Source organism: Gordonia mangrovi (genome assembly GCF_024734075.1).
Lineage (GTDB): Bacteria > Actinomycetota > Actinomycetes > Mycobacteriales > Mycobacteriaceae > Gordonia > Gordonia mangrovi.
Genome location: NZ_CP102850.1, coordinates 1,438,813 through 1,465,580 on the forward strand (window position 1 = coordinate 1,438,813; position 26,768 = coordinate 1,465,580).

8 protein-coding genes are annotated in these 26,768 nt (G+C 69.9%); 3 read left to right on the top strand and 5 right to left on the bottom strand.

Annotation, left to right across the window (positions count from 1 at the left end; all coding sequences use genetic code 11):
- Positions 1–3 precede the first annotated feature (3 nt).
- Both NWF22_RS06705 and NWF22_RS06710 read right to left on the bottom strand, forming a co-directional pair.
- Complete coding sequence (locus NWF22_RS06705; protein WP_160900039.1) at positions 4–867, bottom strand: glycosyltransferase family 2 protein; 864 nt, start codon at positions 865–867, stop codon at positions 4–6.
- Positions 864–18,188, bottom strand: a complete 17,325-nt coding sequence (locus NWF22_RS06710; protein WP_202398134.1) for a non-ribosomal peptide synthetase — start codon at positions 18,186–18,188, stop codon at positions 864–866. The genes NWF22_RS06705 and NWF22_RS06710 overlap by 4 nt, the downstream gene beginning before the upstream one ends.
- Positions 18,189–18,466: 278 nt before the next feature.
- Between NWF22_RS06710 and NWF22_RS06715 the strand changes: the two genes are divergently transcribed.
- Genes NWF22_RS06715 through NWF22_RS06725 form a run of 3 tightly spaced genes read left to right on the top strand, consistent with a single transcriptional unit; the run spans position 18,467 to position 21,155 of the window.
- Positions 18,467–19,480, top strand: a complete 1,014-nt coding sequence (locus NWF22_RS06715; RefSeq protein WP_160901325.1) for an ATP-binding cassette domain-containing protein — start codon at positions 18,467–18,469, stop codon at positions 19,478–19,480.
- The gene (locus NWF22_RS06720) at positions 19,477–20,301 is read left to right on the top strand and encodes an ABC transporter permease (RefSeq protein WP_160900038.1); all 825 of its coding nucleotides are present in this window, start codon (positions 19,477–19,479) and stop codon (positions 20,299–20,301) included. The genes NWF22_RS06715 and NWF22_RS06720 overlap by 4 nt, the downstream gene beginning before the upstream one ends.
- Positions 20,298–21,155: an ABC transporter permease gene (locus NWF22_RS06725; protein WP_160900037.1), complete on the top strand. Its 858-nt coding sequence runs from the start codon at positions 20,298–20,300 to the stop codon at positions 21,153–21,155. The genes NWF22_RS06720 and NWF22_RS06725 overlap by 4 nt, the downstream gene beginning before the upstream one ends.
- Positions 21,156–21,160: 5 nt before the next feature.
- Here the strand turns inward: NWF22_RS06725 and NWF22_RS06730 are convergent, their stop codons facing one another.
- The 3 genes from NWF22_RS06730 to NWF22_RS06740 are packed head-to-tail and all read right to left on the bottom strand — an operon-like array spanning position 21,161 to position 26,635.
- Positions 21,161–23,035 carry a glycosyltransferase family 2 protein gene (locus NWF22_RS06730; protein WP_160900036.1) on the bottom strand — a complete coding sequence of 625 codons (1,875 nt, stop codon included), beginning with the start codon at positions 23,033–23,035 and terminating at the stop codon, positions 21,161–21,163.
- On the bottom strand, positions 23,032–25,584 hold the full coding sequence (locus NWF22_RS06735; protein WP_233750843.1) for an AMP-binding protein: 2,553 nt from the start codon (positions 25,582–25,584) through the stop codon (positions 23,032–23,034). The genes NWF22_RS06730 and NWF22_RS06735 overlap by 4 nt, the downstream gene beginning before the upstream one ends.
- Positions 25,577–26,635: an alpha/beta hydrolase gene (locus tag NWF22_RS06740; protein ID WP_233750842.1), complete on the bottom strand. Its 1,059-nt coding sequence runs from the start codon at positions 26,633–26,635 to the stop codon at positions 25,577–25,579. Before NWF22_RS06740 ends, NWF22_RS06735 begins: the two co-directional genes overlap by 8 nt.
- Between the last annotated feature and the right edge of the window lie 133 nt (positions 26,636–26,768).

The window sequence follows — 26,768 nt, forward strand, 5'->3', positions numbered from 1 at the left end:
AGATCACAGGTACAGCAGCCGATATCGGACGCTGCCCCGGATGCGGCCGACGAGGTTGCCGGTGACCCACACCCACGCTCCCCGACGCTTGCGCGACCACGCCCACGGCCACACCGGCGCCGTCCCGGCCACCACGGCAGCGTGGACGGGAAACCACCACCAGTGGCGGCCGGGTGCCCCGAACTGCTTGGCCGCCCGTGCCTCCGCACGTCCGTAGTCGACCACCTGATGCCACGTCTCGCGCAACCCGGTGCGATACCGGTAGGCCACCATCGCTTCCGGCGCGTAGCCGAAGCGATAGCCCGCTGTCTGTACCCGCCAGCAGAACTCGACGTCACTGCCGGCAGTCGGGTACGACTCGTCCCACCCGCCGACGGCGTCGAACACGTCGCGCCGCACCCCCAGATTGCAGCCGAACGTGATCGGCAGAAACCGTGCGAGCACCACCTCCCGGTCCGGCTCGGGCAACGCCCGCCATGCCGCGACCACCGGATCATTGAGGGTGTCGCGCTCCAACGGCCCGCCGACGATGTCGCAGCGCTGCCCCTCGTCGACCAGCGCCCGCAGCCAGCCCGGATACACCGCATCGTCCTGATCGCAGTAGGCGATGAAATCGTATCGGGCCGCGCGTGTCCCGACATTGCGGGCGTAGGAGGTTCCCGCCACCGCCGACGAGTCGACATAGCGCAGGTCCAGACGCTCCCGGTGCGGATGTGTCGCGGCGTGGCGCCGCAGTTCGTCGCTGCCCTCGTTGTCGCTGAGGATCACCTCGAACCGGCCCGGATGGTCCTGCGCGGCCAGCGCGTCGAGTTGTACGTCGAGATCCGGCAGGCCGCGGTAGACGGCGATCACCACCGACGCGCTCACTGCAGCAGGCTCCGCAGCTCGGCGACGGACACATCGATGCCGCGCGCGGCCAGCTGGGCGAGCACCGACCCGAAACCGGCCACCACCGATTCGGCTGTGGTGCGATCGAACAGCGCCACCGGATACATCAGTGTCCCGGTCAACCCGGCCGCCGCGCCATCGTCGCGCCGCTCCAGCATGGTGATCTCCATTTCGTGTTTGGCCACCACCCGCCCGATGGGCTCACGGCTCACCCGCACCGCACCGAGATCGAGTTCCGCGTCCACCCCCGCCTCCGGCGCCGGCTGCACGATGAGCGTCGCCGGGAACAGCGGATGCTCGCCGGGCGTATACGGGATGCCCAGCGCTGCCACCAGATCCGGAGTGGACACATCCGGATGGCGCAGACCACCGATCAGCTGATCATGCACGTCGGCGACCACCTTCCCGATCGTGCGGCGATCGTCGACGTCCAGGCGCATCGGCAGATCCTCGGAGAAGTTGCCGACCACACCGGCCAGCTCCGGCTGCGGCCGGTTGGCGTTCGCAGTCGCCACATGCACATCCGGGTCGCCGGAGAGCTCGGCGAGGACCACCGCAAACGTCGCCTGCAGCAGCGAGAACAACGCCACCGAACGGGTTTTCGCGAGATCGTCCAGCGCGGCATGCACCGACGGCGACACCGCGAACTCGATCCCCTCCCCCGCCGGGTCCCATTGCTCGGGCCGAGGCCGGTCGGTCCGCAGCCGCGGCCGGACGCCGTCCCGCCGATCGGCGAATCTCGCGGTCCAATAGTCGAGTTGACGTCGCCCCTGCGACGACGGCGTACCCGGCGCGCCCAGCACGCGGCGTTGCCACTGGGCGTAGTCGCGGTACCGGACACCCGGCTCGGGCAGGTCCGGGGTCGCACCGCTGCTACGAGCGGCGAACGCCACCACCATGTCCCGGATCAGCAACGACATCGACTGTCCGTCGACACCGAGATGGTGGGCCACCACCACCAGCACATGGGTGTGCTCGTCGAGCCTCAGCAGCCGCACCCGCAGCGGCGCCACCCCGTCGAACTCCAGCGGCGACCAGGCGATCGCGTCGACCACGCGAGTGACCTCCGCGGCGTCGACCGGCACCGGATCCAGGTCCCGTTCCAGCATCCCGCGCAGATCGTCGACGTCGGCCACGAGCAACTCGGGCTCCGCGTCGTCGCGATACGTCGTCCGCAACGCCTCATGCCGGTCGAGCACATCGAGCAGCGCCGCCCGCAGCGCCGCGAGGTCCATCTCACCGGACAATCTCAGCGCGAACGGCACATTCCAGTCGGCGCCGACACCGTCGGCGACGGCTGCGAAGATGCGGCGTTGTGCAGGCGCGATCGGCGCGACCGCGCCCTCGATGCGGACCCGGCCCAACGCGGTGTCGTCGTCGACGCCCCGCTCGACCAGTTCGGCCACCGCATCGGACAGTTCGGCGAGATCGGCGGATTCGAACAGCGCACGCACCGGGACCGCCACGCCGAGGTCGGCTTCCAGCCCGGCGGCGACCCGGGTGGCCGACAACGAGTTGCCGCCGACGCCGAAGAAGTTGTCCGACACACCGACCCGCTCGGCGCCGGTGACGGTCTGCACCACGCGCACCACGGCCGCCTGTACCGGCGTGCACGGCGCGACGTACTCCCGTCTCGGTCGCGGCGGCTGCGGCAGCGCCTGCCGGTCGATCTTGCCGTTCGGCGTGTACGGCAACGACTCGAGGTGGTGGATCTCCGGGATCATGTAGGCGGGCAGCAGGTCCCGCAGCTGCCGTGGCACGTCGTCGACGGCGGCTGTGCCGACGACGAACCCGACCAGCCGCAGATCGTGGTGGTCGCCGGCGGTGACGACCACCGCGTCGTCGACCTCGGCACAGCGCCGCAACGCGGCCTCGATCTCGCCGGGTTCGATGCGGAAGCCGTGCACCTTGAGCTGATGGTCGGTGCGCCCGAGATACTCGAGTTCCCCGCTCGTGTTGTACCGCACCAGGTCTCCGGTGCGGTACATCCGCTCGCCGGTGAACGGATCGGCCACGAACGACGACGCGGTGCGCATCGGATCGCCGTGGTAGCCACGGGCCAGCTGGATGCCGCCGAGGTAGAGTTCGCCGGCCACACCCGGGGCCACCGGATGCAGCCGCGCATCGAGGATGCGCAACGCCACCGACGGCTGCGCACGGCCGATCGGGATGCGATCGGACTCGGCACCCGCATCCACCCGGTGCGCGGTCACGCTGACGGTCGCCTCGGTGGGCCCATAGAGGTTGTGGATCTCGGCCGACGACAGCGCCGACGCACGCCGCACCACCGCGGCAGGCAACTCCTCACCGATGCACAGTACGGTGCGCACCGACGCCGGGAACCGTTCACCGTCGATCATCATCGACAGCGCCGACGGCACCGTGGGCAGCACGGTCACCCCGGACCGCTCCATGGCATCGCCGAGGGCGCGGCCGTCGCGTTCCACGCCGGGGTCGGCAATCACCACCCGGGCACCGGACAGCAGCGCCCACCAGTACTCCCACACCGACAGATCGAAGCCCGCGGCCGTCTTGATCATGACGGCGTCGGTGTCGTCGAGCGCATGGGTCTGCTGCATCCATCGCAACTGTTCGGCGACCGCGGCGTAGGACGCCGCAACACCTTTGGGACGACCGGTCGAGCCGGACGTGAACAGCACATAGGCCGGGTTGTCGGGTCGTAGCGGCCGCACCCGGCCACATCGGCCCTCGGCCCGGGCTCGCTCGCGGGTCACCTCGGTGATGGTCAGCACGGGCCGGTCGAACGTGGCCGTGCCGTCGTCGGCGATCACCACCGCGGGATCGGCCGACGCCACGATCAGCTGTGCGCGTTGCGCACCGACGGTGGCGTCGACCGGCACGTAGGCTCCGCCCACGGTCACCACCGCGAACATGGCGGTGAGCTGATCGAGCCCACGCGGCAGGGCGATCGCGACCCGATCCTCCGGTCCGACGCCGCGTCGCACCAGTTCCGCGGCCACTGCGGCCACCCGGGTATGGAACTGCCGGTAGGTGAGATGGCATGCACCCCACGAGACGGCGCGCGCATCCGGTGTGCGGCAGACCTGCCGCGCGAACTGTGCGGCGAGATCGAATTCGGCCGGCTCCGTCGGCAGCGCTGCTGCTGTCGCCGACCGGCGTTCGGCGTCGTCGAGGATGTCGAGGTCACCGACCGCCCGCTCCGGATGCGTCAGCAGTCCGTCGAGTACCGCGATGAACCGGCGGGTCAGGTCACGCGCGGTGCTGTCGTCGAACAGTTCGGTGGCGTACGACAACTGGGCACTCAGCCCGGCGGGTGTCGCACCGTTCCAGCGTTCGCCCAGGGTGAGGTGCAGGTCGAACTCGGCGAGGCCGTTGTCGTCGTCGATGGCCTCGATCGACAGATCCGGGAGGTCGATCGCGAGGCGACCGATGTTCTGGAACGACAACGCCACCTGGAACACCGGATGCCGTGCGGCGGTGCGGGTCAGTTCCAGTCCGTCGACGACACGATCGAAGGGCAACGTGGTGTGGGAGAACGCCGCCAGATCCGTGGCCCGCGCGATGGCCAGCGCCTCCGTACCGGTGGCGTGGGCGGGGATCTCGGTGCGTAGCGCGAGCATGTTCACGAACATGCCCACCACGCGTTCGAGCCGTTCGTCGTCACGTCCGGCGACCGGCGTGCCGATCACCACGTCGCGGTTGGCGCCGATCCGCCCGAGCAGAACCGCCAACGCCGTGTGCGCCACCATGAATGCGCTCGCCGAATGACGTTGTGCGAAGGCGAGCATCCGGGCGTGCAGGTCGGCGTCGAGGTCGACGTCGATGCGCGCACCGACCCCGTTTCGCCGGGCCGGCCGCGGCCGGTCGGTCGGCAGGTCGATCACCGGTGGGGCGTCGGCCAACTGGGCCTGCCAGAAGGCCAGTTCCGTTGCGGCGCGGCCCCCGGTGTCGGCCAGCAACGCCTGCTGCCAGATCGCGAAATCCGCGTACTGCACGGTGAGCGGCTCGACGTCCGGTGCGGCGCCCGACAGCCGGGCACGGTAGGCGTCGGACAGTTCGGTCGCGAGCCCGACCAGCGACAGACCGTCGGCGCTGATGTGGTGGAGCACCAGCGCGAAGACATGGTCGGTAACCGCACCATCGGTTCGCTGCACCGAGAACAGATCCGCACGCACCGGTGGCTCGGCGGTCACATCGAATTCGGTGCGCATCACCGCCCGCACCACATCCGGCAGGGCGGCCGCCGCCACCAGTTGCGGCGCCAGCTTCACCGGGACGTCGGCGGGCGACAGGACCACCTGATGCGGGTGTCCCTCGGTGTCGGCCGGGTACCTGGTGCGCAGCGCCTCGTGGCGGCCGACGAGATCGGCCAGAGCTGCTTCGAATGCCTTGTGTTCCAGCGTTCCGGTGAGCCGCAAGATGATCGGGATGTTCTCGGTGGCCGCCGACGGGTCGAAGCGGTTGAGGAACCACATCCGTTGCTGGGCCGGGGAGAGCGGGATCTGCGCCGGGCGCGGCAGCGCTCCGAGTAGCGGGGTGTTGCCGGTCTCGGCCCGACCGATCCGATGGACGAGTTCCCGGACGGTCGGGGCGTCGAACAGATCGCGGACCGCGAGGTCGCGACCCGTCGCCGCCCGCAACCGGGACACCGCGCGGGTGGCCGACAGCGAGTCGCCGCCGACCTCGAAGAAGTTGTCGAGCACTCCGATGCGGGCTACGCCGAGGACCTCGGCGAAGGCGCCGGCGACCATCTCCTCGTCGGGAGTGGCCGGAGCCACCTGCGCCACGACCTCGAAGCGGGGTTCGGGCAGGGCGCGGCGATCGATCTTGCCGGCCGCGGTCAATGGCAGCGCATCGAGTTCGGTGATCGACGCCGGCACCGCGTAGGCGGGCAGCCTCGACCGCAGATGTGCCTGCAGTGATCCGCGATCGAACGCACCCGTTTCGTCCACCGTGACGTAGGCCACCAATGCGAGCCCACCACCCGGACCGGGGCGGCCGACGGCGACGGCGGCCCCGACTCCCGGGTGGGACCGCAGGGCGGCCTCCACCTCACCGAGTTCGACGCGGTGGCCGCGGATCTTGATCTGGAAGTCGCGGCGTCCCTGATGGATCAGGGTGAGTGCCCCATCGTCGTCTGGAACCTGACGAACCAGGTCACCGGTGCGATACCGGCGCGATCCGGGCGGGCCGTCCGGGTCGGCGACGAAGGTGAGCGCGGTCAAACCGGGCCGCCCGTGATAGCCGCGGGCCAGCCCCTGTCCGGCAACATACAGCTCGCCGGTGACCCCGGGCGCACACCGGGTCAGGGTCGACGTCAGCACGCCGACGGTGGTTCCCGTGATCTCCCGTCCGATGGGTACCGCGGTGCCCGACACCGGCGGCAGCGGGCCGGCGGCGGTCGCCATGATGGTCGACTCGGTGGGGCCGTAGGCGTTGAAGAACTTCTTGCCCACAGCGATCCAGCGGTTGGCGGTGTCCGGGGCGCACGCGTCGCCGCCGACGATCAGCACCTCGAGCCGCGGCAGCGGATCGCGAGCACCCGTGTCGTCGCCAGGCATCTCGATCGTGTCGAGTGCGCCGGGGGTGAGGAAGGCGTGTGTCACCGCATGCTCGTGCAGGAAGTCGGTCAGCTCGCCGGCACCGTAGACATCGGCCGGTGCGATCACCGATGTCGCGCCGGCATCGGCGGCCAACAGCAACTCCAGGATGGCCGCGTCGAAACCCGGCGACGCGGAGTGCAGCACCCGGCTGTCACCACCGGCACCGTAGCGGCGCTGCTCGGCCGCGAAGGCCGACAGCCCACGGTGGGTGACGGCAACGGCTTTGGGCCGGCCGGTGGACCCGGAGGTGTAGATCAGGTATGCGAGCTGGTCGACGTGCCGTCGGGCCGATTGCTGCGGTGGCCGATGCGCCGGTCGTTGCACCGCGGCCGGTTCGGCATCGAGGTCGATCACCTCGCCGACCCCGTCCCACAACCCTGCGGCACACTCATTCCGCTCGCCGGTGGTGGTGACGACGATGCGTGCGCCGGAGTCGTCGAGCATGAACGCCACCCGATCATCGGGCTGGCGCGGGTCGATCGGGACGAACGCCGCACCGGTCGCCGCCACCGCCCGGACCGCGATGTAGAAGCGGACCGAGCGGCTCAGGTATACCGCGACCACGGCTTCCGGCCCGGCACCCGCGATGCGCAGGCGGTCCGCAAGTGCTTCGGTTGCGCACCGCAATTCGGCATCGTCGAACTCCCGCAGCGCGGAATCGGATGCGCAGGGATCGCAGCCGAGGAGTCGGTGACCAGGTGTGTCGAGGATGTCGGACAGCAACCGTGGTGCCACCGCTGCCGGACCGGCGGCCGCGTCCAACGCGCGACGTTCCCGGGAGGTCAGGAGCTCGACGGTGTGCAACGCCGCACCCGGGTGTGTGGTCAGCGCATCGACGGCGGTCGCGAACCGGGCCAACAGGGCCGCAGCGGTGTCGGCGCGGTACACATCCGGGCGATACACGAGTTCGAGGACCCGTTCGCCGCGAGCGTCGGTGACGGCGGTGAACTCCAGGTCGAATCGGGCCATCGGCACGTCCAGCCGTTGCGGCACAAGCGCCTCACCAGCTGCCGCGGGATGGTCGTCACCGTCCACGGTGAACGTCACCTGGATCAGCGGGTGGCGGCCGTCGCCCCGCGACAGGCCCAGATCCTCGACGACCTGCTCCACGTCGATGGCCGAATGTTCGAGGGCCGCGACGATCTGTTCGCGGGACTGACCGACCACCGCAGCGAAGTCGCCGGTCTCGTCGACGACACTGCGCAGCGCCACCATCGACACGAACATGCCGACCGACTCGGCGACGTCGGACTCCCAGCGTCCGGCGGTGGGCGTACCGATCACCACGTCGCGCCCCGCCCCGGACCGGGTCAGGGTGACCGCGAGGGCGGCGTGCAGCACCGCGAACGACGTCGTGCGGTGTCGCGTCGCCAGCTCGGCGATCCGCTGCCACGTCACGGTGTCCAGAGCCAGTCGTTGCACTGCGGCGGTCGCTGCGGGTTCGGCGTCCGCGTCCGCCTCGGGTACCGACAGCGCCGGAGCGTCGGCCAGCACTTCCCGCCAGTGACGCAGATGCTCTGCCAGCAGCGAGGTCTCGTCATCGGCGGAACCGAGACGCCGGCCGGTGCGCAGCACGTGATCCGCGTACTGCAGCGGCAGCGGCGACCACTGCGGAGCGTGTCCGGCGCAGCGCGCCGTGTAGGCCTCGGCCAGGTCCCGCGCCAGGATGCGCAGCGACCAACCATCGGCGGCAACATGGTGGACCACGAGCACGATACTCGTGGCGTCGGAGTCGACGGGGCGCAGCAGCAGCCGCAACGGCAGGTCGGTGCTCAGGTCCACCGGTTCGGCGAGGCCGGCGGCCATCAGCGATTCCTCGACGGACGCACCGGCGGGCAGCGGGCCGTCGACGATGCGGACGAGGTCGGCGATCTGCCCGGGTCCCGGCTCGAGCACGCGTTGGGTGGGCCCCTGCCCCGCACTGCCGTCGGGATAGACGGTGCGCAGGATCTCGTGGCGGTCGAGGACATCGGCGAGCGCCGCCCGCAGCGCCGCGCCGTCAATGGCCTGGGGCACCCGCGCCGGCGCGACGATGCGGTAGGCCGCAGAGTCGGGGTGAATACGGTTGTGCACCACCATCTGCCGCTGGGCCGCCGACAGCGGGAGCTCGGCGGGTCGCGGCCGCAGGGCCGCCGCATTCGGGCCCGGCGTGTTCGGGCCGAGCGCATCCGCGGCCGCGGCCACCGCCGCTGCCGTGCGCCCGTCGAACACGGCTCGCACGGGTACCTGCACGCCGAGCCGCTGCGCGACGCCCGCGACGATGCGCGTGGCCGCCAGCGAGTTGCCGCCGGACTCGAAGAAGTCGTCGTCCACCCCGACCTCGACCCCGAGGATCTCGGTGAACACCGCCACCACCACCCGCTCCGCCGCGGTCTGTGGGCCTCGGGATCGGGCGGGTGCGGCGGATCGGGTGGGTGCGGGCAATGCGCGGCGATCGACCTTGCCGCCGGTCCCGAGCGGGAAGGCGTCACTGACCACGATGTGCGCGGGCACCATGTGTTCGGGCAGCATCTCCCGCAGATGAGCGCGCAGCAGCCGCTCGTCGATCGGATCTGCCTCGGTATGCGCCACCACATGCCCGACGAGCTGCTCACCGAGCCGGCGATCGGGGTGGACCACGACGACCGCGGCGGCCACCGCGGGATGTGCGGCGAGCACGGTTTCGATCTCGCCGAGTTCCACCCGCTGGCCGCGGATCTTCACCTGGAAGTCGGTGCGGCCCAGGTACTCCAGTACCGGGGACGCGGCATGATCGGTGGTGCGCCAGCGCACGAGGTCGCCGGTCCGATACAACCGGGCGCCGTGTGCCCACGGTGAAGCGACGAACCGGGCCGCGGTGAGGTCCCCGCGACCGTGGTAGCCGCGGGCGAGCTGGATGCCACCGAGATAGAGTTCGCCGGTGACCCCGGACGGCACGGGTCGCAGGTAGCGGTCGAGGACGTAGACCTGCCCGCCGGGGACCGGCCGGCCGATCGGGACCGGCCGGTCCGCGATCTCGTCGGCCCGCACGGTGGCGGCGGTGATGTCGACCGCGGCCTCGGTGGGTCCGTACAGGTTGTGCAGACGTCCCGGCGTGCGCCGCAACAGTTCTGCGGCGGCCGGTGAGCCCAACGCCTCCCCGCTGGTGACCACGTGCCGCAACGCCGGGAACCGCGCGTCGGCGGGGAGCGCGGCGAGGAAGGTGTCGAGCATGGCCGGCACGAAGTGCACCACGGTGACCGCGTGGTCGCGCAGCAACTCGGCGATCCGATACGGATCGCGGTGGGCGTCGGCCGGCGCGAGCACCGTCCGCGCACCGGTCGCCAAGCCCCAGAACAACTCCCACACGGACACGTCGAAGATGGCGGGCGTCTTGTGCACAATCACATCCGACTCGTCCACCGGGTACCCCGACTGCATCCAGTCGAGGCGGTTGACGATGCCGGCATGGGGCACCACCACGGCTTTCGGCGTGCCGGTGGAACCGGAGGTGAACAGCACGTAGGCGGGGTGTTGTGGCCGCAATGGGGCACGCCGGTCACTGTCGGTCACCGTCGAGTCCGGCCAGTCACTGCACGGATCGGCGGGGTCGACGACGCGGGTCGGCAGGTCGGCCGGCAGATGGCGGTCTTCGCGGGTGAAGGCGACGACCGGGCGCACCGCACGCAGCATGGTGTCGATGCGTTGTGCCGGCCAGGACGGATCCACGGGCACATAGGCGCCGCCTGCGGCAACGGTGGCATGCACGGCGACCAGCATGTCCAGTGAGCGTTCCACCACCACCGCGACCGTGTGTTCGGGTGCGACACCGGCGGCGATCAACATCCGCGCGGTGCGTGCGACGCGAGCGGCGAAGTCGGCGAAGGTGACGGTGTCGGTCTCCGTCACCACGGCGACCGCGTCGGGGGTGCGGTCTGCCGCGATCGGCAGCAGGTCGGCGAGGGTGCGGCCCGGATGACTGACCCCGAGAATCGGTGCGGGCGCCGGGGTCTGGCCCCACTCGGCAATCATCCGATGGCGGCCTGCCACGTCCGGGCCTGCCGTCCGGTGCACCGCTCGGGTCGGCTGGACGGGCAACTCCGACAGCACGGCACGGAACTGTTCGGCCACCTGCGACACCGTCGCCCCGTCGAAGAGATCGGTGGCGTAGGTCCAGCGGATCCGCACCGGACGGTCGGGTGTCGTGGCATCGGCGGGCAGATCGACCGTGGCGTGCAGGTCGAAGCGCGCCACCGGCAGCTCGGCGTCGATCAGGGTGGCGCCGGCGATCTCGGGAGCCGGGTCCCCGACGGCGAGCATCACCTGAAAGAGCGGATGGTGGGAGCCAGAGCGGTCGGGTTCGTATTGTGCGGCCAGTTCGTCGAATGGCACCTCACCGTTCGCGATGGCGGCGACGTCGACGTCGCGGATCTGACGCAGGAGTTCTGCGGCGGAGACGGATTCGTCGATGCGGGTGCGCAGCACCACGGTCTCGACGAACATGCCGATGAGGTCGTCGAGTTCGGCGGCACCCCGTCCCGAAACCGGGGTGCCGATGGTGATGTCGGCGGTACCGCTGAACCGTGCGAGGGTCACCGCGAGCGCGGCATGCAGTACGTGGAACAGTGACGCCTGCCGACTGCGCGCGAAGTCGTCGGCCGCACCGATCAGTTCGGGATCGAGGTGGGTGTCGAGAGTGGCGCCGCGATGTGTGGGATGTACCGGGCGGGGCCGGTCGGTGGGCAGCGGCAGCGGCCCGGGCGCATCGGTGAGCACCCCGCGCCAGTACTCGCGCAGACGGTGCAGCGACGGGTGGGCGGGATGCGCGTCGTCACCGAGCAGCTGCGCCTGCCAGAGCGCGAAGTCGGCGTACTGGACGGGCAGGGCGGGTGCGGTGTCCGCACCGGTGTAGGCGGCGAGCAGGTCGCGCAGCAGTGGCCCGAACGACCACCCGTCCGCGGCGATGTGATGCAACACCAGCACCAGCACCGTCAAGTCGGCATCGGTACGCAGCAGCCGGACCCGCACCGGGATTCGGGTAGAGAGGTCGAATCCCTCGGCCGCGATCGATGTGATGGTCGCGCCGAGTTCGGTTTCGGAGACCACACGATCGTCGTCGAGGCCGCCGGCGACATCGGCCACGGCGTCGTCGGCAGGCAGCACCAGCTGCCGCGGCACACCGCCGTCGTCGGGATAGACGGTGCGTAGCACCTCGTGCCGCTCGATGACCTGCCGCAGTGCCGCGCGCAGTGTGTCGGGATCGGGGGTGTCGGCCAGCCGGACGGCCACGGGCAGGTTGTAGAGACCGGTTCCCGGGGCGAATTGTTCCATCAGCCACATCCGGTGCTGCGACCGCGACAGCGGCAGCACCTCCGGACGTGTCAGCGCTCCGATGGCGGGGCGATCGGCCACCGGTGCCGACTCCACCCAGCGGGCGAGATCGGCGATGACCGGTGCCTCGAACACCGCCCGCACCGGCACGTCGCGACCCAGCCGACGGCCGACCTGTGCCGAGAACCGCGTCGCGAGCAGGGAGTTGCCGCCGAGGCCGAAGAACGAGTCGTCGCGGCCGATCGGCTGGTCGTCGGCGGTGCGGCCGTCGAGCAGGTCGGTGAGGATGTCGACGAGGACGTGTTCGGTCGGGGTCGCCGGCGCGGCGTAGGGCGTCGCGGCGCGCTCCGGCACCGGTAACCGGGAACGGTCCAGCTTTCCGTGTACACCCAGCGGCAACTCGTCGAGAATCATCACCGCGGCCGGCACCATGTAGCCGGGCAGCACCGCGCGTGCGCGTGCCAGGACCTCGTCGGGATCGACGGATACACCGGGGCGGGGCACCAGGTAGGCGACCAGGGTGTCGCCGTGATGGACGGCCACGGCTGCGCCGCTGACGTCGGTGTCGTGGATGAGTGCTTGTTCGATCTCGCCGAGTTCGATGCGCTGACCGCGGATCTTCACCTGGAAGTCGTTGCGGCCCAGATATTCCAGTTCGCCGTCGGTATTCACACGCACCAGGTCACCGGTGCGGTACATCCGCCGGCCCACATCCCGCGGGTCGGCCACGAACCGTTCGGCGGTGAGGTCGGCGCGCCCCTGGTAGCCGGTCGCCAACTGCGGTCCGGCCAGGTAGAGCTCGCCGGTGACCCCGGCCGGCACCGGATGCAGCCGGCGGTCGAGCACCAGGGCGTCGGAACCGGCGACCGGCCGGCCGATCGGGACGGTCACCGAGGCGGCCTCGTCGGCATGCCAACGGTGTTCGGTGATGCCGACGGCGGCCTCGGTGGGTCCGTAGAGGTTCACCACGCGGACGCCGAGCTCGGTGGCGGCGCGTCGGGCCGTGGCCGGGCGCAACGCCTCGCCGATGCACAGGACGGTGTCGAGCGTCGCATGATCGGCGACGGTGCCGTCGGCGCGCGAGTCGAGGTAGGCCTCCAACAGCGATGGCACGAAGTGGGCCGCGGTCACACCGGCCCGCTCGCACACCACGCCCAGGTAGCCCGCGTCCCGGTGCCCGCCGGCTGCCGCGAGGGCGAGTCGCGCACCGGAGACCAGCGGCCAGAACAGTTCCCACACCGACAGATCGAAGGTGATGGGTGTCTTGAGCAGCACCGTGTCGGTGGCCCCGATGGGATACGCGGAGCGTTTCCATCGCAGTTGGGTCGCGATCGCGCCGTGTGAGACGGCGACTCCCTTGGGTGTGCCGGTCGACCCGGAGGTGTGGATGACGTAGGCGGTGTTGTCGGCGCGCAGCGGGCGGCGGCGCTCGGCGTCGGTGACGGGGTGACCGGCGAATCGGTCGACCTCGGCGATGCGTAGATCGACCAGCGAGGCGGCCGATGTGGTGAGGTGTGGGAGGTCGGCGTCGGTGAGGATCACTGCCGGCGAGGTGGATTCGATGATCCGCGCGGTGCGCTCGATCGGTGCGTCCGGGTCGATCGGCACGTAGGCGCCACCCGCACGCAGCACGGCGAGGATCGCCTCCACCATGCGCGGCGAGCGCGCCATCGCCACCACCACCCGGCTTTCTGGTCCCACCCTGGCATCGATCAGCAGGCGGGCGAGTCGGTTGGTGCGGCATGCCGTGGCCCGATACGTGGATTCGACCACGGTGTCGGCGGTTTCGCTCCAGATCGCGATCGCGTCGGGCGACCGATCCGCCGCGGCGTCGAGCAGATCGGGCAGCGTTTGCACACCGGATTCGGCGCGCGCCCCGATGAGCACCCCGGCACTGCCCGCACCGGCGGAGAGACCGGGGGCGGTGAGATCTGGGGCGGCGAGATCACCGATGGCCCGGCTCGGGTCGGCGACGGCAGCCTCCACGATGGCGGTCCACAGGTCGTGCCAGCGTGACACGGTGGACTCATCGTAGAGGTCGCGGTCGAAATCCCACAGCACGGACATTCCGGTGTCGGTCTCGGTGATCGTCAGGTGCAGTTCGGATTTGGCCATGCCGGCCGATTGTTCGATGACCTCGACCTCGAGGTCGTCGAGGGTCAGGTGGGTGGGCGCCATGTTCTGATAGGAGAAGCCGACTTGGAACAGCGGATGGTGCGCCGCCGAGCGCACCGGGTTGATCAGGTCGACGAGTCGGTCGAACGGGATGTCGGCGCGGTCGAACGCATCCAGGTCGGTGTCGCGGACGGCGGTGAGCACGGTCCGGAAATCGTCGCCGGGATGCAACCGGGTGCGCAGCACCAGGGTTCCGACGAACATGCCGACCAGATCGACCAGACTCCGGTGGCCACGCCCCGCGACCGGGGTGCCGACCGCGATGTCGTCACTGCCGGACAACCGCGCCAGCGTCACCGCAAGAGCCGTGTGCGCCACCATGAACGGTGTCGTCCCGGTGGACTCGGCCACCGACCGCAGACCTGATACCACGGTCGGTGACAGTTCGGTACGCACCTCGCCGCAGTGTCCGCGCAGGGCGGCCGGGCGGGGGCGGTCGGTGGGTAGCTCGAGTCGTTCCGGCAGTCCGTCGAGCTGGTGTTGCCAGTAGGCGAGTTGCCGCGCGATCGTGGACGCCGGGTCGGACTCGCTGCCCATCAGGACGTGATGCCAGCGGGTGTAGTCGCGGTAGGTCACCGGTAGCGGTTGCCAGCCGGGTTGCTCCCCGAGACGGCGGTTCCGGTAGGCCACCGCCAGATCCCGGGCCAGTGGCGCGGTCGAGGACCCGTCGGCGCTGATGTGGTGCACCACGCAGAGCACCACGTGGTCGTCGTCGGCCACCCGCAGGAGGTGCGCGCGGATCGGTGGCGTCGCGCTCACGTCGAATCCGGCCGCGGCGAGTTCGACGAGCGTGGCCGACAGTTCGGATTCCGGGACACTGCGGATGTCACCGGTCAGCTCGAGGGTCACGTCGGCGACGTCGAGGACTTCCTGGATCGGGCCGTCGGGTGTGTCCGGGTACACCGTGCGCAGCGGTTCGTGCCGGTCGAGCAGGTCGGTCACGGCGGCGGTGAGCGCCGCCACGTCGAGTGGCCCACGCAGCCGCAGGGCGATCGGGATGTTGTACATCGCCGAGTCGGGGTCGAACTGGTTCAGGACCCACATGCGGTGCTGCGCAGGCGACAGCGGGGTGGCGCGGCCATCGGCGGGCACCGGGCGCAGCTGTGGGCCGTCGTCACCACCCGGCTGTTGATCGAGCCGCAGTCCGAGTGCCGCGACCGTCGGGGACTCGAAGATCCAGCGCACCGGGACGGTGGTGGCCAGGCGGTCGTTGATCGCGGCCACCACCTGGGTGGCGATCAGCGAGTTGCCGCCCAGCGCGAAGAAGTCGTCGTTGCGCCCCACCTCACCGACGTCGAGGATCTCGGCGAAGACCTCCGCCGCAAGCCGCTCCGCATCCGTCTCGGGTCGCACGTAGTCGGCGGCGTCGAACCTCGGCGCGGGCAGCGCGGCGCGATCCAGTTTGCCGGAGGTGGTCAGCGGGATCGTCGTCACCGTGACCAGGGCGGCCGGCACCATGTGCGCCGGGAGACGACGGCGCAGCGTGGTGGTGACCTCGTCGTGGGCGACGTCGCCGGTCAGGTAGCCCACCAGCATCGGCGCGCCGGCGTCACCGCGCACGTCGCAGGCGGCGAAGTCGACCCCGGGCACCGCGGCCAGGGCGGCTTCGACCTCACCGAGTTCGATGCGGAATCCACGGATCTTGACCTGCCGGTCCGCTCGGCCCCGATAGTCGAGTTCGCCGTCGGCGGTCCAGCGCGCGAGGTCGCCGGTCCGGTACATCCTGGCGCCGGGACCGCCATACGGGTCGGCCACGAATCGGCCTGCGGTCAGCGCGTTTCGGCGGTGGTAGCCGAGTGCCACCCCGACTCCGCCGAGGTAGAGTTCGCCGGTCGAACCGATCGGGACCGGCCGCAGCCGGCGGTCGAGGATCACCGCGGTGGTTCCGGTGATCGGCCGGCCGATCGTCACGGGTTCGCAGCCGCGCATGGGCCCGGCCAGTGCGGCCATCACGGTGGTCTCGGTGGGGCCGTAGGCGTTGAACATCCGGCGCCCGACCGCCCACTGCCGGACCAGTTCCGGCGGGCAGGCCTCCCCGCCCACGATGACGGTGTGCAGGTCGTCGAGGTCGGTGTCCGGAACCGACGCCAGGGCGGCCGGAGTGATGAAGGCGTGGGTGACCCGCGATCCGCGCAGCAGTGCGGCCAGTTCCGCGCCGCCGTACACGTCGGTGGACGCGATCACCATGGTGGCGCCGGAGGCGAAGGCGAGCAGCAGTTCGAGGATCGATGCGTCGAAGCTCGGGGACGCGAAATGCAGTGTGACTGCGCCCGGTCCGACCTCGTAGCGCCGGTTCTGCTCGGCCGCCAGCGACGACAGTCCGCGGTGGGACACCAGCACACCCTTGGGCCGGCCGGTCGATCCCGAGGTGTAGATGAGGTAGGCGGGATCGTCGACACGCAGCGGCCGGAGGCGGTCGGCATCGGTGATCGGCTCCGGAGAAGCGGCCCGGTGCCGGTCCAGGATCTCCGGCGAGTAGCAGCGGTGCCAGCGGGTCGTACCGCTCGTCTCCGGGAGCGCATCGTCGTGCCCGGGTGCGGTGATGCCGTGGTCGGCAGCGCTGTCGGCGAGCAGGAAGCGGATACGGTCGGCGGGCGACTCGGGATCGATCGGGAGGAACGCAGCGCCGGCCGCGAGCACGGCGAGTTCGGTGACCACCGACAACGGACTGCGTGGCAGCACGACGGCGACCAGGCTGCCCGGGCCAACCCCGCGGTCGATGAGGACGCGGGCGAACCGGTTGACCCTGGCGCCGAGTTCGGCGTAGGTGAGGTCGGTGTCGCCGGAGATGAGGGCGGTCATCGCCGCGTGCCGGTCGGTGACCGCGGCGAACAGGTCGGGCAACGTGACAGATGTGGCGGCGGCCGGCCCTGCGGCCGGGATCAGCCGGGCGCGTTCGTCGTCGGTGAAGGAGTCGAGGGCCAGCGCGCGCCGGTCTCCCGGTGCATCGACCAGTTGCGCCAGCACCCGCAGGAAACGCCGGTGGTGGTCGCGCAGAGTGTCCGGCGGATATGCCGCGGCGTTGCCCTCCAACTCGATTCGCGTCGACCCGGTGCCGGTGTAGATGGTGAACGACAGATCTTCCACCGGCCCGGTGGTGAGGATGTAGCTGCGGCCCGTGCACTCGCCCAGCCGCGTCTCGGATCGGAAGGTCATCACGTTGACCGCGGGCCCGAAGAAGCCGCGTCCGACGTCGGCGGTGGCCGGACGCGCGGCGGCGCCGTCGGTCATGTCGCGGCGCATGTCCTCGAAGCGGTACCGCTGCCGCCGCAGTGCCCCACTCATCTCTGCGGTCACGCCGGCGACGAGTTCGGCGACGGTGGTCTCGGCGGTGATCCGGCTGCGGATCGGGACCACGTTGCTCACCATGCCGCCCGATCGGCGCAGCAGGGCATTGGTGCGCGCGGACACCGGCAGGCTCAGGACCACGTCGTCGGCGCCGGTGCCCTGGGCGAGGAACAATGCGGCCGCGGCGGTGACCAGGGAGGGCAGCGCCGTGCCGAAGGCGCTGGCGCGTTCGGCGAGCCGGTCGCTCAGGACGGGGTCGAGGGCATCTCCGCAGGTGTGGGTGCGCGGGGTGACGGCTGGGTCGGGGTCGGCCAGTCGCACCGGTTCGGGCAGGTCGCGCAGCGATTGCGACCAGTACTCGCGATCACGCTCATACCGAGCCGACTCGCGGTAGGCCAGGTCGTCGGCGTGCAGGTCGGCGATGCTCCCGGCGCGGCTCGGCGGGACGGGCAGGCCGGCCACGCGCGCGGTGTAGACCTCGGCCGCACGGTGGGAGAACGTTGCCGCACCGTAGCCGTCCAGAACGATGTGATGCACACGCGTGTACCAGAAATGGCGATCGTCGGCGATCCGGATCGTCGCCGACTCGATGAGCCGATCCGCCAGCAGATCCACTGGGCGGCGGAACTCCGCGTCCATCCAGGCGCGCGCGTCGGCCTCGGGGTCAGCGCGGCCGCGGAAGTCCAGATGAAGCATCTCATCGCGCAGCGAGTCATCGAACATCTGCTGCGGCACCCCGTCCGGTGTGGTGCCGGGCACCAGTCGCATCATGCCGACGTGCAGGTCGCGGGCCACCTGGCGGCCCACCTCGGTCAGCAGTGCCCGGTCCAGGTCGCCGCGGACATCAACGTACTGCGCGATGTTCAGCGGGACGTCGGGGACGAGCTGCTGGGCGAACCACATACTGCGCTGGGCCGCCGAGAGGGGCACCACATGCTCGGCCGGCGATTGATCGATCACCATCACTCACGCATCACGTTGTCGGGGACATTGTCCGAGCACCTCTGCACGCCGATGACAGCCGTCCGGCAGTGAGCGGGTGGCGTCCTGACCTAGCGTTCCGCGTCAGCATTTGGTTAGGGTAACCTACAGAGCAAAGGCTAACCTAACCGGCATCCGACCGACCGAACGCCGTGGTTCGTCCATCGTCAACGAGTGCGCGGTTCATGGCCCCTATGGACCTTGCTACGTTGACCAACGAGAGAGGCACTGTCGAGAGTAGCGGGATGGGTGAGAATACAATGGGCGTCCGTCCTCGTAATGCCCAGGGCCACAATGTCTCCACGTCAGTTGTGGATCCGGCGGTCACGGTTCGTGACCTGCACAAGTCGTTCGAATCGGTCCATGCGCTCAACGGGGTGACCTTCGACGTCCCACGCGGCGGCGTGCTGGGCATCCTCGGTCCCAACGGTGCCGGGAAGACCACGCTGGTGGACGTGCTGTGCACGCTGATCGCGCCCGATTCCGGTTCGGCCGAGGTGTGTGGGCACGATCTGGTCGATGACCCCGCCGGTGTCCGCAACGTCATCTCGATGACCGGACAGTATGCGGCGCTCGACGAAACCCTCGGTGGCCGAGACAATCTCGTGTTCTTCGGCCGAATGCTCGGACTACGCCGCGGCGCGGCACGCGAGCGCGCCGACTACCTACTGGAACGGTTCGGGTTGACCGACGCCGCCAAGCGCCCCGTGTACGCATACTCCGGCGGTATGCGTCGACGCCTCGACATCGCCTGCGGGCTGGTGACCCGACCGTCGGTGATGTTCCTCGACGAGCCGACGACCGGCCTCGATCCACGCAGTCGGCAGGCGGTGTGGTCGTTGGTCGAGACCCTGCGCGCCGACGGGATCACCACACTGCTCACCACGCAGTACCTCGAAGAGGCCGATCTGCTCAGCGACAACATCATCGTGATGGACCGTGGCCGGGTCGTCGCCGAGGGCAGCGCCGACTCACTGAAGCATCAGGTCGGCGGCACCTACTGCGAGGCGATCCTGCGCAATCCCAACCAGAGCACAACGCTCGTTGTGGCCATCACCCGGGAACTCGGTGCCGCACACCGCGCTTCGGTGTCAGACAACGGTGCGGTGACACTCGCGGCGCCCGACGGGGTCCAGACCATGGAACAGGTGATCACCCTCGCACGCACTGCTGGTGTGGGCCTCGTCGATGTGGGCTTGCGTAAACCGACCCTCGACGACGTGTTCCTGACGCTGACCGGATCGACCGCTGATCAGGTCGGTGTCGGCCGATGACGGCACCGCTTCCGGTCGTGTGGCCGGACCGATCCGACCCGGATGTGTTCGCCCGCGGTCCGGTGTTCTGGCGTCAATGGGTCACCGCGACGGGGCGCGCGGTTCGCTCGGCGCACTCCGAGGGCGAATTCGTGATCGCGGTGGTGATGCCGGTGGTGTTCGCGCTCGGCTTCTATCTGCCCCTGCGGCTGATCATGGCCGACCGGGGGATCGACTACGCGCAGTTCCTGATGCCGATCATCGTGCTGCAGGCCATCGCGTTCACCGCGGTCGCCGCGGCACAGCGCGCCACGTTGGACAAGTTGCGTGGGATGAGTCGTCGGCTGGCGTCGATGCCGGTCCGCCCGCTCGTGCCGTTGTGCGCCCGGATGAGCACCTCGATGATCCGATCGGTGATCTCGATGGCCGCGGCCCTGCTGTTCGGGGCCGTGCTGGGCTTCTCGTTCGACGGAGACCCTCTGGACACACTGGGCTTCGTCGCGTTCGCGCTCGCCCTGGGACTGGTCCTGGCGATCGGCGCCGATTCGTTGGGGTTGATCGCCCGAAGTCCGGAGGCCACCTCACAGTTGTTGGTGTTGCCGCAACTGGTGCTGGGTCTGCTGTCCACCGGCTTCGTCCCGGAGGACGCCTTCCCGGAGTGGGCGCAACCGTTCGCCCGCAATCAGCCCATCTCCCACTTCTCCGCGACCATGCGGGAACTCGCGGCCGGCGAGCCGACGATGCACACCGCGGCACCCGCGCTCGGCTGGCTCGTGGGTCTCGCGGTGGTCTTCGTCGGCGTGGCCCACTACACCCAGACCCATCGGCGGGCCCACGCATGAACCACGCGACGCCCGCCGACATCGCCACGTCGACCACCGGGCCACTCCCCTTCCCGGAAGGCGACATGTGGGCACCGGAGCAGAGTGTGCTTGCCCTGATGCGCGGGGCCGGCCTGCAGGCGCAGCGAATCCTGGTGAAGTGGAGCAAGGATCCGGCGACGCTACTGCAATCACTGTTGTTCCCGGCACTGATGGTGCTGTTGTTCTGGCTGGTGCTCGACCGCTCGGTCAGTGACCACTCCGGTACCTCGTACGCATTCGGAATGGTGCCGATGGTGGCTCTGATCGGCGCGATGTCGGGAGCCTCGATCAGCGGTCTCGGCCTGCGGCGCGAACGGACATCGGGCCTGCTGACCAGGATGTGGACCCTGCCGGTCCACCGGGCCGCCGCGATGACGGGCCGACTCGCCGCCGAGGCGGTGCGGGTGGTGGTCACCGTGAGCTTCATCCTGCTCGTCGGCACCACCATCGGTTTCCGCATCGAGACCGGAGTCCTCGGATATCTCGGCATCCTGGGTGTGGCAACCGCTTTCGGATTGTCGTTCTCGATGATGGTGACCGCGCTGGCGTTGCTCTCGCGCGACTCCCACATCGTCGAATGGGTGGCGATCGGCACCAATCTGGCCATGTTCTTCAACACCGGCTTTGTCCCCGCCGACGCCTACCCCGGTTGGCTGCGCCCGATCGTCGAATATCAGCCGCTCAGTTGCGGGGTGGAGGCCATCAAGGCGATGGCGACCGGCGGAGCACTGCTGCAGCCGCTGATGCTGACCTCGGCCTGGTCGGCCGCGGTGCTGGTGGTGTTCACCGGTCCCGCCCTGATCGGCTACCGGCGGGCAGCGCTACGTGGGTGAGGTGTTCACACGTAGTACGCGCGATGCCGGATGCTGCCCTTGATGCGGCCCACCAGGTTACCGGCGTGGAACAGCCAGCGACCGGTCGGGACCCGCGTGATCGCGGTGGGCAGCAGCGGGTTGCGCAGCACGAGATAGAGCACCACATCCACCGTCCCGTACCAGGGCCGGCGGGGCAGGCCGTAGGCGCGGTAGTCGGAGTAGAGCTGGGCATCACCCTCACCGCACATCACCGACTGGCTCCAGATCCCTGGCAGCGTGTCCCGCAGACGGTAGGCGACCAGGGCTTGCGGCGCGTGCCCGAGTACTCCGCCGGCGAGCTGCACGCGAATCGCGAAGTCGGAATCCTCGGCGCCACGGTCGTACTCGACGTCGAAACCGTTCACCTTCGCGAACATGTCCGCCCAGACACCGAAGTTGCAGGTCGGTGACACCGGCAGGAAACCCGGGAATTCATAGGGTGTCTCCGGTGGCAGCATGTCACGCCAGCTCTGTGCATCGGCGGAATTGAGCGAATGTGTCTCGACCGCACCGCCGACCGCGTCGTAGCGCATCGCCGCAGCGGTCATGTGCTCGAGCCACTGCGGGTAGACACGGTCGTCGCCGTCGCAGAACGCGTAGAAGTCGCCGGCCGCCGCATGCGCGCCGGCGTTGCGGGCGAAGGAGCCGCCGCCGCGTGCCGACGCGTCGACCCATGCCAGGCTCAGCCGCTCGCGCAGCGGGTGGTGTTCGATGTGTTCGCGGAGGCCGTCGCGGGACCCGTTGTCGGCGATGATCACTTCGAATGGGCGCTGATAGGTTTGCGCGCCGAGCGCGTCCAGCTGAGTGTCGATGACGTCGACGCCATCGCGGACGGGGATGATCACCGACACCAACTCCGGCGCGGCGCGCTCGGCACCCACACGTGCCTCCGGTGTCGTGACACGGCGTGGGCGCAGGCGCTCCCCGCGCAGCACCGTCCGCGACGGGATACGACCGGTCTCCCCGCGCACCGCGGCGCGGACCCCGGCCACGGTGAAATAGGTGCGGGACACACGCTCACTGCCGATCAACATCGCCCGGCCCCGGACGAACGAGTCCTTGAGTACCGACGCCGTCACCCACAGCTTCTCGGCACCACCGTATCTGCGGTACAACGCCAGCCGGTTGCGTGCGATGTAGTAGTGCCGAAACGGCGCGTCCTCGGAGAACTCGATCGCGGCTCCGGCCGGCCGGCCGCGCAGCAGCTTTCGCACCGGTCGCGGCGGGGTCCACCGCGCCGGCCGACCCAGGCGATGCCGGATGTCGGTGCCGGGCACGATCAGCGCATGCGCCCCGTGTGCGCGGGCGCGCAGATAGAACTCGGTGTCGACGCAGTCGATGAACAGCCCCTCCTCGAAGAGTCCGGCCTTCTCGAACACACTGCGGGTGATGACGAGTCCCGACTGGAGCGGTTCGAAAGCAAGGGTCAACCCCTGGTGCGCGAACCAGAACGGTGCGACCTCACCGTTGATGGTGGCCGGTGAGGCGAGCGCATCGTCGATCCCGACGGAGGCGGCCAGGTCGAGGTGCACAGTCACCGACGCCACATAGTCGTCGTCGATGACCGAGTCCTGATCGAGGGTGAGGATGGCGTCGGCCCCGGACGCCAGTGCCGCGCGGACGCCGCGGTTGAGGGCGTGTCCGATGCCGCTGTTCATCGGTGTCCCGAGGACGTGGGCGCCCAGCGATGCGCATGCGTCGAGGTGCGCTCGGACACGGTCGGCTGTCGGCCCGTTCAACGAGGGCGAGCCGTCGTCGACGACATACACCGATTCGACCTGACCGACAACCGCCTCGACCGACTTCACCAGTTCCGGTCCCGGTTCGAACGACGCGATCACCGCCGCAACAGTTCTCACGATGTGACCGCCCGCAGAGCGCACCGCGCTCCGGCATCGGCGGAGATGGCGCGGTCCACCGCCGCCGCGGTCTCGGCCACCAGCGGTTCGCGCATCATCGAGTGATGGTCTCCGGGTACCGTGGCCACGGTGAGGTCGCCGGTGGCCAACCGCTTCCACACGCCGGGGTCGTCCGGATTGGTCGTTGCCCGGATCACCGTGACCGGACCGGCATACGGCGTCGGTCGATGCCGGCGGATCAGTTGACGGCCCAGATCCCAGAAGACGGTCCACTGCAGGGTGGTGGGTAGCCGCACCAGCCCGGCGGTCGCAACCAGCCCCCGCATCGCCACCGCATTCCACCACCGCTGCCAGGCGGGCTGAGACGTCGGGCCGTCGTCGGCGTGCTCGGTGACTCCGCGATCGGGCAGTGCGGCCGACCTGTCGCCCAGGAGGCGCCGTGTAGCCTTGTGCGCCCGATTCCCTTGCGGCACATCGCCGCAGACCCGGTGCAGGAGTTCTGGCTCGAAGACGGGATCGATGAGGACGACCTGAGCGCAGTCCTCGCCGCGGTCCCGCAGGATGGTCGCCGCCTCGACCGCCACGAAGGCACCGAAGGAGTAGCCGCCGATCAGGTAGGGACCGTTGTCGACCGCTGCCGTGATGTCGCGGACGGCGCGCCGGGCCGCCGACCGGATCGACCGGTCGGCGCGGCCGCGTTGCTCCAATCCGTGTGCCTGCAGTCCGAAGACCTTTCGATCCCCGTCGATCCGGCGTGCCAGCGGTACCAGACTCGCCGCCGGGCTGCCCGCGCCGGCGATGAGGAACACCGGTTGCCCACTCCCGGCCCGCACGGTGCTGATCGTGCCGGACGCCACCCGCTCGCGATGCGCATCGTCGAGCAGCGCGGCGAGGGTGGCGATCGTGGGGGCGGCGACGAATTCCGCTGTCGAGATGTCGACCAGCCACCGCTCGCGCAGTTCGGCCAGCATTGTGGCCGCGGCCAGCGAGTCACCGCCCAGCGAGATGAAATCCTCGTCGCGGCCCACGTCGGGGACTCCCAACACGTCGCACCACAGATGCATCAGGGCCGACTCGGTGGGTCCACGCACCGGCTCCGGGTCGCGCCGACGTTCCGGTTGCGGCAACGCCGCCCGATCCACCTTCCCGCGTTCGTTGCGTGGCAGGTCGGTCATGATGACCACGTCGCGCGGAATCATCCAGGGCGCCAAGGTCGTGGCCAACGCCGTGCGCACCTCGGCGGGTGATGGCGTCCAGGTGTCCGGGGCGACGGCCACGTGTGCGACGAGTTGGGTGCGTGCGGCATTCGCGGACACCACGGCGTCGACGGTCCACGACATGGCCCGCAGCGCGGTCTCCACCTCCGCCGGCTCCACCAGGTACCCGCGCACCTTGATCGCGTCGTCGCGCCGACCCATCAGGTGCAGCATGCCGGTGTCGTCAAGACGACCCAGATCGCCGGTGCGCAAGCGTGTCCGGCCATTGCCCAGTGCTTCGAATCGGGCGGCGGTGAGCTCGGGGTCGTTGTGATATCCCAGGGCCAGGTGACCGGACTCGACCACGATCTCGCCGGCCTGGCCGTCGGCGACGTCGTTGCCGTCATCGTCGACGATTCGGACATGCTTGTCTCGGGCCGGAACACCCACCGCCAGGACTCCGTCGGGCACATCCCGATCCGGGCCGACGAGATGGAATGCGAGGTTGCCCATCTCGGAGGAGCCCGACCAGCTGCAGAACACACCGGACGGCATGAGCGTGCGCCGTAGCCGGGTGACATCGGCACCGCGGACCGGCTCGCCACAGGTCGAGAGCAGACGCAGCGCCGGGAGGGCGGCGTCGGCATCCAGGTCACCCAGCCACGACCGGAGCAGCGACGGTGTGCAGTGGGCGGTTGTCGCGGCCTCGGCATCGAGCCAGTCGCGCAGTCCGGCGGTGGTACGTCGGCGTACATCCCACAGCAGCAGGGTGGCCCCGTTGAGCAAGCCCATCACCAGGCAGTCGACGCCCGCGCCGAAACCGATGGGCAGCAGCACCGCCATCCGATCACCCGGACCGAGGCCGAGAAATTCGTGGCCGTCGTCGGCCTGGTTGACCCAGCCGCGCTGGGAATGAATCAGCCCCTTGGGTTTTCCGGTGGAGCCGGAGGTGAAGATCAGGATCGACGGATCGAGCGGTCCCGGCTCGGGCACCGGGGTGGCGGATGCGGGCAGGGCGGCGATCGCCGCGGGGTAGAACCTGCGGGCCCCCGACAACGCGAGGATGTGATCGCGCCGCTCGTCGGGCAGCAGCGGGTCGAGCAGGATCACCGGATGCCCCGAACACAACACCGACAGCACGGCGAGCACCGAGTCGACGTCGGACTCCACGTCGACCGCGACCGGCCGGCCGGGTTCGTCGACGGCGGCGGCCAGGGCACGGCCGCGCTCGTCGGCGTGGTCACGAGCCTCGCCGTAGGTGACCGAACCGTCGGGGCTGCACACGGCGATCGCGTCCGCGCAACGGTCCGCGGTCGCGCGCCACCGGGCGAGGGTGGTGGTCGGTTCAGTCATCGAGTCCCGCTGCCAGGGTCGGCCAGGATCGGTGCAGCTCATCCTCCCAGTACCCCCAGGAATGGGTGCCGGCGGACGGTAGGTGCACCTGCGCGGGGATGGACAACTGGCGCAGGCGTTTCGCCATGGCTTCGGTGCAGGCGCGGGTGGCCGCCTCCAGCGCACCACCCACCAGGATCTGGTTGGCGATGGGCGGGGCACCCGGCGCCTGGGCACTCGGGGTGTCGTAGCGCCCCGGCGTACCGCTGCCGCTGGACAGGTAGAGCCTCGTGCCACGCAGCTTCTCGGCATTCAGATACGGGTCGTGTTGACGCCACAGCGGCGAGCCACTGGGCCCCCACATGTTGTCGGCGTCGCCGCCGGCGGCCGCGTACACGATCCCGCGTACGGCGGCCTCCCCTTCCGGAGTGCTGGTGCGGGCGCAACCGCTGTACGCGGCCACTGATCGGTACAGGCCGGGGGCGATGGTGGCGAGGTCGAGCACCGATGTCGCCGACATGGACAGGCCGGCGATGGCGTTGCGGCCGTTGCCGGCCAGCGCATGGTCCACTGCTGCAGGCAGCTCGTCGGTGAGGAAGGTCGCCCACATCGGTTGTCCCATCCGGGGATCGGCGGCGATCCAGTCGGTGTAATAGCTCCCCAGACCGCGCGCCGGGATCACCACGTTGACGAACTTGTCGGCGAAGAACTGTTGGGCATCGGTCTGCGCCAGCCAGTTCGCCCCATCCTCGCCGCCACCGGCGCCGTTCAGCAGATAGAGCGTGGGTGCACCAGCCGGCGCACCGTTCGGCCGGATCACCTGGAACGGGACCGACCCCATCGTCGGCGAGTCGACGGTCATCTCCCACAGTGCGCCGTCGACCTGCGTCAGTCCGGTGACCGTTGCCGCTCCCTCCCGGTCACGCGCAGCCGCGGTCCCCGCGCCCAGCTGTGTCAGCGTGAGAGCGAGCAGGACGGTGACGAACACGGTCTGCCCGACCCGCGCAGAGCGGCGTGCACGGCGGCGCGGCGTCATGAAACGGCTCTGCGCCAACGGCACCGAGGAGCTCATCACTCGATTGAATCCGGAAGCACCCCTGTCCACGAAAGTTAGCTTAGCCTACCTTATATCAACAGGTACAACGGGTGCGCAGCAACAGCAGGCCTGCGAGCGGCACAATCACCGAGAATGCGCAACAACCGTT

What these genes read in the sequence shown, in the direction of transcription:
- NWF22_RS06735 (WP_233750843.1), bottom strand. Translation starts at nt 25,584, where the DNA reads ATGACTGAACCGACCACCACCCTCGCCCGGTGGCGCGCGACCGCGGAC.
- NWF22_RS06725 (WP_160900037.1), top strand. Translation starts at nt 20,298, where the DNA reads ATGAACCACGCGACGCCCGCCGACATCGCCACGTCGACCACCGGGCCA.
- NWF22_RS06720 (WP_160900038.1), top strand. Translation starts at nt 19,477, where the DNA reads ATGACGGCACCGCTTCCGGTCGTGTGGCCGGACCGATCCGACCCGGAT.
- NWF22_RS06715 (WP_160901325.1), top strand. Translation starts at nt 18,467, where the DNA reads ATGGGCGTCCGTCCTCGTAATGCCCAGGGCCACAATGTCTCCACGTCA.
- NWF22_RS06740 (WP_233750842.1), bottom strand. Translation starts at nt 26,635, where the DNA reads ATGAGCTCCTCGGTGCCGTTGGCGCAGAGCCGTTTCATGACGCCGCGC.
- NWF22_RS06710 (WP_202398134.1), bottom strand. Translation starts at nt 18,188, where the DNA reads ATGGTGATCGATCAATCGCCGGCCGAGCATGTGGTGCCCCTCTCGGCG.